General features: G+C 77.0%; 9 protein-coding genes. All 9 read right to left on the reverse strand.

Annotation, left to right across the window (positions count from 1 at the left end; genetic code table 11):
* Positions 1–105: 105 nt before the first annotated feature.
* A complete protein-coding gene (locus PSD17_RS21520) occupies positions 106–1,488 on the reverse strand; it encodes a cell division protein FtsQ/DivIB (RefSeq protein WP_339124293.1) in 1,383 nt (460 codons plus the stop codon).
* The gene (murC, locus tag PSD17_RS21525) at positions 1,485–2,915 is read right to left on the reverse strand and encodes a UDP-N-acetylmuramate--L-alanine ligase (RefSeq protein ID WP_013674931.1); all 1,431 of its coding nucleotides are present in this window, start codon (positions 2,913–2,915) and stop codon (positions 1,485–1,487) included. The genes PSD17_RS21520 and murC overlap by 4 nt, the downstream gene beginning before the upstream one ends.
* Positions 2,912–3,997, reverse strand: coding sequence for an undecaprenyldiphospho-muramoylpentapeptide beta-N-acetylglucosaminyltransferase (gene murG, locus PSD17_RS21530; RefSeq protein ID WP_013674930.1), 1,086 nt, complete (start codon positions 3,995–3,997; stop codon positions 2,912–2,914). The genes murC and murG overlap by 4 nt, the downstream gene beginning before the upstream one ends.
* Positions 3,994–5,367, reverse strand: coding sequence for a putative lipid II flippase FtsW (gene ftsW, locus PSD17_RS21535; protein WP_013674929.1), 1,374 nt, complete (start codon positions 5,365–5,367; stop codon positions 3,994–3,996). Before ftsW ends, murG begins: the two co-directional genes overlap by 4 nt.
* Positions 5,364–6,761, reverse strand: coding sequence for a UDP-N-acetylmuramoyl-L-alanine--D-glutamate ligase (gene murD, locus PSD17_RS21540; RefSeq protein ID WP_339124294.1), 1,398 nt, complete (start codon positions 6,759–6,761; stop codon positions 5,364–5,366). Before murD ends, ftsW begins: the two co-directional genes overlap by 4 nt.
* Positions 6,761–7,831, reverse strand: a complete 1,071-nt coding sequence (mraY, locus tag PSD17_RS21545; protein WP_013674927.1) for a phospho-N-acetylmuramoyl-pentapeptide-transferase — start codon at positions 7,829–7,831, stop codon at positions 6,761–6,763. The genes murD and mraY overlap by 1 nt, the downstream gene beginning before the upstream one ends.
* Positions 7,828–9,294 (reverse strand): UDP-N-acetylmuramoyl-tripeptide--D-alanyl-D-alanine ligase, encoded by a 1,467-nt coding sequence (locus PSD17_RS21550; RefSeq protein WP_339124295.1) that lies wholly within the window; start codon positions 9,292–9,294, stop codon positions 7,828–7,830. Before PSD17_RS21550 ends, mraY begins: the two co-directional genes overlap by 4 nt.
* Complete coding sequence (locus PSD17_RS21555; protein WP_339124296.1) at positions 9,291–10,847, reverse strand: UDP-N-acetylmuramoyl-L-alanyl-D-glutamate--2,6-diaminopimelate ligase; 1,557 nt, start codon at positions 10,845–10,847, stop codon at positions 9,291–9,293. The genes PSD17_RS21550 and PSD17_RS21555 overlap by 4 nt, the downstream gene beginning before the upstream one ends.
* An 11-nt stretch (positions 10,848–10,858) precedes the next feature.
* On the reverse strand, positions 10,859–11,096 hold a 238-nt coding region (locus PSD17_RS21560; RefSeq protein WP_339124297.1), incomplete at its 5' end, for a hypothetical protein.

Here is an 11,096-nt window from a genome sequence, read left to right on the forward strand (position 1 = left end):
CTAGGTGCGGGCAGGGTGCGGGTCCATTAGGCGCGCCGCACGTCGGCAACCCCCCAGGCGGGTGCATCGCGTGGTTGTGACCTCTTCGTGACCGGACGTGTGCGGTCAGCGACGGATCGTGGGCAGATCGGGGCTCGCGACGTCGTAGACGGTGCCCTTCTCCGTGAGCAGCGCGGCGAGCACCGCCGCCTTGCGCGGCCCGTTGTCGGGGGTGCCCCAGACGACGCGGCGGCCGTCGGAGAGCGCCAGCTCGATGCGCGGCTGCGCGCCCGTGCTCGCGGGCGGGGTCACCGTGATGGTCTGGACCTGTCCGCGGACGGCGTCGCTCAGCGCGGCGAGGACGTCGAGACCCGCGGTCGTCTGGACGTCGCCGGGGGCGACCGTGCCGGCGATGCCGACGTCGAGCCGCGGCAGCGCGGGCGGCACCTCGGGAGCGACCTCGTACGGCAGACCCGTCTTGTCGACGAGCATGAGGCCCTTCGGGGTGTCGGCCAGCATCACGGCGACCCGCTCGGTGACGGTGATCGCGATCGTGTGCGGCCAGTCGCGGTCGACCGACACCGCCGCGACGCCCGGGAGCGCGGCGATCCGCTTCTCGGCGTCGGAGGTGTCGACGCCCGCCAGGGGGCCGCCGGTCGGGATGGCCGCGGCGTCGAGCACCTGCTGGCGGTCGACGGCGAGCGTGCCCTGCACGGTGACATCCTCGACGTCGGCCAGGCCGCTGCCGTAGAGCAGGTACGCCACTCCCGTGGCGAGGCCGCCCAGCAGCACCAGCACGACGACGAGCAGCGCGATCCGGCGCCGGCGCAGGATGTGTGGCGCGGGCCGGACGGGACGTGGCCGGGCCGCGGTCCGGGCGGCGCCCGAGCCGGTCCCGACCGCGCGACGCACCCGCTCGGAGTCGGTCGCGGTGGTCCCGGACCCGTCGGACGGGTCGGGGGAACCCACGTCCACCCTGTCGCCGGCCGGGTCGACGGCCGGGTCGTCGCCGCGGCCGGGCCGGCGATTCGAGCTGCCGCCGCTGGAGCCGGGGATCGCGGCGATCCCGCCGGCGCCGATGCGGCGACCCCGGCCGTCGGTGTGCGCGGTGCGGCCCCGCGCGGGGCGGGAGCCGGTCGCCGACGCCGCGGACCTGCGGGCGGCCGTCCGGCCGGCGGCGGCGCGGGTGCGGTCGCCGGCCGCACGGGCCGCGGCGGTGCTGCCACCGGCGACGTCACGGTCGGCGTGGCCGGGCTGGGTCGGCACGTCGTGGTGGACGTCCCCGTCGTCGGCACTCGCACCGCGCTCGGCGGCGGCACCCCGGGTCGCCCCGCGGCCCCCGGCGGCACCCCGGTTGGCGCCGCGGTCCGCGGCGGCGCCCCGGGTCGTGCCGGCGTCCGCGGCGGTGCCGCGGGTCGTGTCCTGCCCGGCGTCCGTCCGCCCGGCACCGGCGCGGCGGTCACGACCGCCGCGCTCGCCTGCCGAGCCGGGGACCGCCGGGCGCTTCACCCGCCGTCCCCGCGGGGACCGTCCTCGGGCTCCTCGAGCTCGCGGAGCACCTCGGGGCCCAGGACGGTGACGTCACCGGCGCCCATGGTCAGGACCAGGTCGCCGGGGCGGGCGAGGCGGGCCAGCACCGCCGGCACCTGCGACCAGCTCGGGACGTGGTGCACGACCTGCGGCGGGAGCGTGACGGCGTCGGCGACGAGCGCGCCGGTCACGCCGGGCTCCGGGTCCTCGCGCGCGCCGTAGACGTCGAGCACGACGACCTCGTCGGCCAGGGCCAGCGCCCGTCCGAACTCGGTGGCGAACAGCCGGGTGCGGGAGTAGAGGTGCGGCTGGAACGCCACGACGACGCGCCCGGTCGGTCCGGCGACCGACCGCGCGGCACGCAGCGTGGCGGCGACCTCGGTCGGGTGGTGGGCGTAGTCGTCGTACACCGCGACACCGGCCGCGCGGCCCTTGAACTCGAAGCGGCGGCGCACCCCGTCGAACTCGGCCAGGCCGGCGAGCAGCCCGTCGACGGGCGCACCCAGCTCGACACCGGCGAGCAGCGCGGCGAGCGCGTTGAGGGCCATGTGCTCGCCGGGTACGGCCAGCCGCACCGCGAGCTCGGCGTCGCGGTGCCGGGCGCGCATCCGGGCGCCGGGCCCGTCGGGCACGTGGTCGAGCAGGACGGCGTCGTCAGGGCCGGTCGCGGTGCGGCCGTAGCGGCGGACGGTGAGCCCGCGCGCCTCGGCCTGCTCCCCCAGCGCGGCCGCGCCGGCGTCGTCGGCACAGACGACGAGCGTCCCCTTCTCCGCGATCCGCCCGACGAACGCCTCGAAGACGGCCCGGTACGCCTCCTCTGTGCCGTGGTGGTCGAGGTGGTCGGGCTCGACGTTGGTGACGACGGCGACCTCGGGGGCGTAGGCGGTGAAGGACCCGTCGCTCTCGTCTGCTTCGACGACGAACACGTCGCCCCCACCGTGGTGGGCCCCGGCACCGGACGCGGCGAGGTCGCCCCCGATCGCGAACGACGGGTCGAGCCGGCAGTGCTGGAGCGCGACGGTGAGCATCGAGCTGGTCGAGGTCTTGCCGTGGGTCCCGGCGACCGCGGCGACGCGACGGCCCGTGGTGAGGTCGGCCAGCGCGTCGGCCCGGTGCACGACGAGCAGGCCCCGTTCGCGGGCGGCGGCGAGCTCGGGGTTGGTCTCGCGGATCGCCGTGGACACCACGACCGTGGGCGGGCCGCCGAGCAGGTCGAGATTCGCGGCGTCGTGCCCGAGTGCGACCTCGGCGCCGAGGGCGCGCAGCGCCATGACGGTGCGGGAGTCCTTGGCGTCCGACCCCGACACGGCCACCCCGCGGGCCAGCAGGATGCGCGCGATGCCGCTCATCCCGGCGCCGCCGATGCCGATGAGGTGGACGCGCTCGCCCAGCAGAGGACCGCTCATCGTGACCCCGCCCGCTCCGCCACCCCGACCGCGATGCGGGCCAGCCGCTCGTCGGCGTCGGCGTGTCCCGACGCCCGCGCGGCCGCACCCATGGCCGCGAGCCGCTGCGGATCGCGCAGCAGCGGCACCAGCTCCGCCAGGACACGGTCACCGGTGGCTTCGGCGTCGGGCACGAGGATCCCGCCACCGGCGGCGACGACGGGGCGCGCGTTGAGCTCCTGCTCGCCGTTGCCGTGCGGCAGCGGCACGTACAGCGCGGGCAGCCCGACGGCGGTGACCTCGGAGACCGTCGTCATGCCGCAGCGGCCGAGGACGGCGTCGGCGGCGGCGTAGGCGAGGTCCATCCGCTCGATATAGGGCAGCGGGACGTAGCCGGGCGTCTCGGGGCCCGGTGTGCCGGTCGCGCCGTGGGCGTGCAGGACCGCGATGCCGGCCGACGCGAGCCCGGGCAGGGCGTCGGCCACCGCCGTGTTGAGCGTCCGGGCGCCCTGCGAACCGCCGAACACCAGGAGGACGGGCCCGTCGGCCGGCAACCCGAAGTGGGCCCGGCCCTCGGCGCGCAGCGCCGCCCGGTCGAGGCCGGTGATGCTGCGCCGCAGCGGCATCCCGACGACCTGCTCGTGCGGCAGGCCGGTCCCCGCGACGGCGGTGGCGACGGCCGCGGCGAACCGGGCGCCGACCTTGTTGGCCAGCCCGGCCCGGGCGTTGGCCTCGTGCACGACGACGGGCACCCGGCCCCGGGCGCCCAGGTAGGCGGGCAGCGCGACGTAACCGCCGAACCCGACGACCACGTCCGCGTCGACGTCGCGCAGCACCTCCCGGACGGTCCCGACCGCCGTCCGGACCCGGCCCGGCAGCCGCAGGAGGTCCTTGCTCGGCTTGCGCGGCAAGGGAACCGGCGGGATCAGCCGCAGCGGGTAGCCGCGCGCGGGGATGAGCCGGGTGTCGAGGCCGCGCTCGGTGCCCAGCGCGGTGACGAGGGCGTCGGGGTGTTCGCGGCGCACCGCGTCGGCGAAGGCGAGGGCGGGCTCGATGTGCCCGGCGCTCCCCCCGCCCGCGACGACGACCGACAGCGCGGTCATCGTCGGACCCGCTGGGCCGGGGTGCGCGGCGCGGGCGCACGGTAGGGCTCGGGGGCGGGCAGCCGCAGCAGCCGCGCGATGCGGCCCTGGCCGCCGTTGCGCAGCACCGCGACCGCCTCCGGCTCGTGCCGGGCGGCGTTGGCCAGCACGCCGAACGCGAACATGGTGATCACCAGCGAGGTGCCTCCGGACGAGATCAGGGGCAGCTGCAGCCCGGTCACCGGGAGCAGGCCCACGACGTAGCCGATGTTGATCGCCGCCTGCGACACCATCCACGCGGTCAGCGTCGCGCAGACGAGCCGCAACCACGGGTCGGCGCTGCGGGTCGCGATCCGCAGGCCCGTGTAGGCGAGCACCGCGAACAGCGCGAGGACGGCGAAGGCCCCGATGAAGCCCAGCTCCTCGCCGATGATCGCGAAGATGAAGTCGTTGTGCGCGTTGGGCAGGTAGCTCCACTTGGCCCGGCCCTGGCCGAGCCCGACGCCGAAGAGGCCGCCGTCGGCCAGCGAGTACAGCGCCTGCGTGGCCTGGTAGCCGGGACCGAGCGGGTCGGATCCCGCCGAGAGGAACGACGTGATGCGGCTCTGCCGGTAGCCCGCCGTCAGACCGAGGATCACCGCGCCGGCCAGGCCGCCGCCGGCCAGCGCGACGAGCAGCCGGCCGCGCGCCCCGGCGAAGTAGAGCAGCGCGATGAGCACGATGCCCAGTGACACGGTCGTGCCCAGGTCGGGCTCGAGCACGAGCAGCGTCGCGAGGACGAGCGCGACCGGGACGACGGGCAGCAGGGCGTGCTTCCACCGGTGCATCACCTTGCGACGCAGCACCAGCACGTGCGCACCCCACAGCGCGAGCGCGACCTTGGCCGGCTCGCCGGGCTGGAACGCGAAGGGGCCCAGGGTGAACCAGGACCGCGAGCCACCGCGCACGGTGCCCAGCCCCGGCACCAGGACCGCGGCCAGCAGCACGGCGCAGACGATCAGCAGCAGCGGGGAGAGCGCGCGCAGCGTCCTGGGCTTGATCCGCAGGCCGACGTAGAACACGACCAGGCCGACCGCGCAGAACAGGACCTGGCGGGTGAACACCGAGTACGACGAGCCGTCGGAGGTCAGCGACTCGACCGACGACGCGGACAGCACCATGACCAGGCCGAACGTCGTGAGCAGGCCGAAGACGCCGAGGATCAGGTGCAGCGACGTGAGCGGGCGGCGCAGCCACTGGGCGAGCGCCGTCCCGGCGCGCCCGACGGCGGCCCGGGCCCCGTTGAGGTCGGCCCGGGCGCTGCGCCGGCCCTTCGCGGTCCGGACCCCGGTGCCCGCTGCCCGGGTGCCGGCTGCACCGGTGCCCGGGGCGACGCGCTCGGCCGGGCTCACCGGGGCGCCCCCGCGGTGAGGGCACGCACGGCGTCGGCGAACGCCCGGCCGCGGTGCGCGTAGTCGCGGAACTGGTCCATCGACGCGGCGGCCGGGGCGAGGAGGACGACGTCGCCCGGTCGGGCGAGGGCGGCGGCGCGGCGCACGGCGGTCGTCATGGGCTCATCGTCGCCCGAGTCGACCTCGGCGACGGGGAGATCGGGCGCGTGTCGCGCGAGGGCCGCGACGATCTCGGCGCGGTCGGTGCCGATGACGACGGCCCCCGCGAGGCCGGGGGCCCGGCGGGCGACGAGGTCGTCGACCGAGGCCCCCTTGAGCAGTCCACCCACGATCCACACGACGCGCCTGCCCGCGCGGGCGGCGAGCGAGGCGTCGGCGGCGTGGGGGTTGGTGGCCTTCGAGTCGTCGACCCAGTCGATCCCGCCGACCGTCCCGACCACCTCGGCGCGGTGCGGCCCGGGCGCGAACCCGCCGAGCCCGGCCGCGACGGCCCCGGCGGCGACACCGTGCGCGCGGGCGAGCGCGGCGGCGGCCAGCGCGTCGGTGAGCCCGGGCGGGCCGCCGGGCGTGATCGCGGCGGCGTCGACGAGGTCGACCGCGGACGGACCGAACGCCCGGTCGACCAGCACTCCCCCGACGATCCCGAGCTCGCCGGGGCCCGGCTCACCGAGGGTCACCGCGACCTTGCGGGCCGCGGGCGCCGCGGCGAGCAGCGTCGCGGCGCGCGGGTCGTCGACACACGCGACGGCGACCGCGCCGACGAGCGCACGGGCCTTGGCCGCGGCGTAGGCGGTCATGCCGCCGTGCCAGTCGAGGTGGTCCTCCGCGACGTTGAGGACGACGCCCGCGTCGGGCCGCACGGAGGGCGAGCGGTGCAGCTGGAAGCTGGAGAGCTCGACGGCGAGCACCCGGTGGCCGGCCTCGACCGCAGAGACGACGGGCAGCCCGATGTTGCCGCAGGCCACCGCGTCCTCGCCGGCGGCGGCGAGGACGGCGGCGAGCATGCTGGTCGTGGTGGTCTTGCCGTTGGTGCCCGTGACGACGAGCCAGCGCGGCGGCGCGGCCGTGGCCGCGCCGAGGCGCCAGGCCAGCTCGGGCTCGCCGATCAGCTCGATCCCCCGCGCGGCGGTGGCCGCCACGAGGGGATGGTCGGGCCGCAGCCCGGGACTGCTGACGACGAGCTCCGCCCCGTCGAGGTGCGCCTGCGGCAGCCCCTCGCCGGCCCGGGCGCCGACGGGCAGGTCGGTCAGGCGCTCGGGCGAGTCGTCGGTGACGACGACGTCGGCGCCGTGCGCGACCAGCACCTCGGCGGCCGCCAGCCCCGACACGCCGGCACCGGCGACGACGACCCGGCGTCCGCGCACCGGGTCGGGAGCGGGCCCGCGGGCAGCCACTAGACCCCCGCCGAGGCCGTCAGCCACTCGCTGTAGAACAGCCCCAGGCCCAGCGCCGCACACATCGCCGCGAGCAGCCAGAACCGGATGATGACGGTCGTCTCCGCCCAGCCGGCCAGCTCGAAGTGGTGGTGGAAGGGCGCCATCCGGAACAGCCGTCGTCGCGTCGTGCGGAAGACGACGATCTGCAGCGCCACCGACAGGATCTCGACGACGAACACACCGCCGATGACGATGAGCAGCAGCTCGGTGCGGGTGACCATCGAGAGGCCGGCGAGCAGGCCGCCGAGGGCGAGGGAGCCGGTGTCGCCCATGAAGATCCGCGCGGGCGCGGCGTTCCACCACAGGAACCCGATGCACGCGCCCATGGCCGCGGCGGCGACCACCGCGACGTCGAGCGGGTCGCGGACCTCGTAGCAGCCGGCCGCCGCGGTCAGCGCGCAGCTGTTCCGGAACTGCCAGAAGCCGATGATCGTGTAGGTGCCCAGCACCATCGCCGACGTGCCTGCGGCGAGCCCGTCGAGGCCGTCGGTGAGGTTGACCGCGTTGGACCAGGCCGACACGACGAGGTAGCAGAAGATGACGAACCCGATGGACCCGAAGCTCAGCACCGCGATCTCGCGGACGAACGAGAGCTGGTCGGACGCCGGGGTGAGGTTGCGCGCGTTGGCGAAGCGCAGCGCGAGGATCGCGAAGACGACCGCCGTCAGCAGCTGGCCGACGAGCTTGGACGTCTTGTTGAGGCCGAGGTTGCGGTGGCGGCGGATCTTGATGAAGTCGTCGAGGAACCCGACGAGGCCCAGCGCCGTGGTGAGCATCAGCACCAGCAGTGCCGACGCGGTCATCGGCTCCCCGCTGAGCAGGTGCGCGCCGAGGTAGCCGATCCACAGCGCCAGGATGATCGCGACGCCGCCCATCGTCGGCGTCCCGCGCTTGCTCTTGTGGCTGGCGGGGCCGTCGGCACGGATCTCCTGGCCGAACCCCTGCCGGGCGAAGAACCGGATCAGGTACGGCGTCAGCAGGATGGACACCGCCAACGCGATACCGGCGGCGACGAAGACGCTCCTCACCGGGACACCAGCTCGTTCTCCTGTCGATCGTCGGGGCGCAGGTCGTCGAGGAGCGCGGCGGCGACCCGGTCGAGGCCGACCGCGCGCGACGCCTTCACCAGGACGACGTCGCCCGGGGTGACCTCCGCCCGCAGCAGCGCGAGCGCGGCGGCCGGGTCGGCGACGTGCCGTGCCGCCGAACCGTATCCGGGCTCTCCGACGGCCAGGAGCGTGCCCACCCCCAGCTCGCCCGCCGCGGCGGCCACCTCGGCGTGCGCGGCGGCCTCCTGCGCCCCCAGCTCGGCCATCCGGCCGAGGACCGCCCAGGTCCGGCGGCCGCGGCCGAGGTCGGTGAGCGCGGTGAGTGCGGCGCGCATGGACTCCGGGTTGGCGTTGTAGGCGTCGTTGACGACGGTGACGCCGTCGGCCCGGTCGGCCACCTCCATGCGCCAGCGCGACACCGGTCCGGCGGCACCGAGCGACGCGGCCACGGAGTCGGGCGTCGCGCCCAGCTCGAGCGCGACCGCGGCGGCGGCCAGCGCGTTGCCGACGTGGTGGGTCCCGACCAGCCGCAAGGCGACGTCCGCCTCCCCGGCGGGCGAGACGAGCCGGAACCGGGCGCGGCCCGCCTCGGAGCCGACGTCGACGGCGCGGACCGTCGCACCCGCGGACCGGCCCACGGAGACGACCCGGGCGGCGGTGCGCGGCGCCATCCCGATCACGGCGGGGTCGTCGGCGTTGAGGACGGCGACGCCGCCGTCGCCGCCGGCGGGCAGCGCCTCGACCAGCTCTCCCTTGGCCTGCGCGATCGCCTCCGGCGAGCCGAACTCGCCCAGGTGCGCGCGCCCGACGTTGAGGACCACCCCGATCCGCGGCGGCGCGACCCGGCACAGCGCGGCGATGTGCCCGGACCCGCGGGCCGAGAGCTCGAGCACGAGATGGCGCGTCGAGGCGTCGGCACGCAGCGCGGTCCACGGGTGGCCCAGCTCGTTGTTGAACGACCCGGGGGGCGCGACGGTCGGGCCCAGCGGGGCGAGGACGGCCGCCAGCAGGTCCTTGGTGGAGGTCTTGCCAGAGCTGCCGGTGACCCCGACGACGGCGAGGCCCGGCGGCCCGCCGGCGGTCAGGGCGTCGACGTTGTGCCGGGCCAGGCGGGCCAGCGCGGCGAGGACCGCGGCGCCCGCACCGTCGGGGTCGTGCTCGGCGAGATAGGTCCCCGCCCCGGAGCGGGCCTCGGCAGGCGGCACCACGACCGCGGGCGCGTCGACGGCCCGGGCCGCCAGCACCCCGGCAGCACCGGCCGCGACGGCCGCCGCGGCGAAGTCGTGCCCGTCGACCCGCTCGCCCGGCAACGCGAGGAACAGGCCGCCGGGGCCGATCGCGCGCGAGTCGAACTCGACCGCGGTGACCCGCTCGTCGCCGGAGGCACGGTGCAGTCGGCCCCCGGTCGCCGCGGCGACGTCGGCCAGCCGCATCTCGATCATCCGTGCACCCCGCCGGCGGACCGCAGTGCGGCCCGTACCTCGTCGACGTCGTCGAACGGGTGCTTCACGCCGTCGATCTCCTGGCCCTTCTCGTGTCCCTTGCCGGCGACGACGACCGCGTCGCCGGGCCGGGCCGCCGCGACGGCCGCGGCGATGGCCGCCCGCCGGTCGCCGATCTCGACGATCTCGCCACGGCGCGGCTCGGCCTCCGCGCCCTCCCGCACGGCCCGGCGGATGGCCGCCGGGTCCTCGGTGCGCGGGTTGTCGTCGGTGACGACGAGCAGGTCCGACCCGGCCGCCGCGATCGCGCCCATCAGCGGCCGCTTGCCGCGGTCGCGGTCGCCGCCGCAGCCCAGGACGGTGACGATCCGGCCGCCGACCTGGCCGCGCAGCGCGGCCAGGAGCGCGCCGACGGCGGCGGGCTTGTGCGCGTAGTCGACGACGACGAGGAAGTCCTGTCCCGCGTCGACGCGCTGCATCCGGCCCGGGACGGCGAGCTCGGCCAGCCGCGGCGCCGCGACCTCGGCGGGGACGCCCGCCGCGTCCAGGCACGCGAGAGCCACCAGCGCGTTGGCGACGTTGTAGCGGCCGGGCAGCCGCAGCCGCACCGGGACCGTCCCGCCGGGCCGGGCGGCGACGAACGACTGCGTGCCGTCGTCGTCCTGGTGCACCGCCTCCGCGGTCCAGTCGGCCGGGCCGGTCGTCGCGACGGTGACCGCGTCCGGGTGGCGGTCGGCGAGCCGACGGCCCCACTCGTCGTCGACGCACACGACGCGACGGCGCGCGGCGCCCTGCCGCGACGGGTCGAACAGCAGCGCCTTGGCCTCGAAGTAGTCGTCCATGTCGCGGTGGAAGTCGAGGTGGTCCTGCGACAGGTTGGTGAACGCCGCGACGGAGAACCGGGTGCCGGCGACCCGGTCGAGCGCCAGCGCGTGGCTGGAGACCTCCATCGCGACGTCGGTGACGCCGCGCTCGGCCATCACCGCGAACAGCGCCTGCAGGTCGGGCGACTCGGGGGTGGTGAACAGGCTCGGGGCCTCGGCGCCGCGGATGCGCGTGGTGACGGTGCCGAGCAGCCCGGTGGCCCGGCCGCCCGCGGCGAGGCCCGCCTCGAGCATGTGCCCGACCGTGGTCTTGCCGCTGGTCCCGGTGACACCGACGACGTCGAGCCGGGCGGTGGGGTCGCCGTAGATGCGGGCGGCGAGGTCGCCGAGGACGCGGCGGGGCGCCTCGTGCACGAGGACGGGCACCGCGGCCTGCGCGACCGCCTCGCGGGCGGCACCGGCCGGGTCGGTGAGGATCGCGACGGCACCGGCGGCCAGCGCCGCGGCGGTGAAGTCCGCGCCGTGGGCGCGGGACCCGGGCAGCGCCGCGAACAGGTCGCCCGGGCGGACGTCGGAGGCGCGCAGGGTCGCGCCGGTCACGGGGCGCACCGCGGCGGCCGGGTCGCGCAGCTCGGCGTCGGCGGAGGCGGCGAGGACCGCGACGTCGACGGGCCGCACGTGATCGGGCCGCGGCGGTGCGGCGGTCACGGGGGAGCTTGCGGGCGGCACGTCGCGGAAGGCTACCGGCGCACCCGGACGGGCCCGACGGCACGGCCCACCTGCCCGGCACCGCCGACGACCCGCGTGCCACCGGTCGCGGGCAGCGTGCCGGTGGCCGCGTGGCGACGCCGCCGCAGGCCCCGTCGCGCGCCGGTCGGCGCCGCCGGCCGACCGACGGTCGACGCGTCGTCGCTGGTCGGCGGGCAGGCGCGCACCCCGGCCCAGCCGGCACCCGACGGGACCGGCGGGGGGCCCCCC

Origin of the sequence: Pseudonocardia sp. D17 (assembly GCF_036984265.1) — a bacterium.
Classification (GTDB): Bacteria; Actinomycetota; Actinomycetes; order Mycobacteriales; family Pseudonocardiaceae; genus Pseudonocardia; species Pseudonocardia benzenivorans.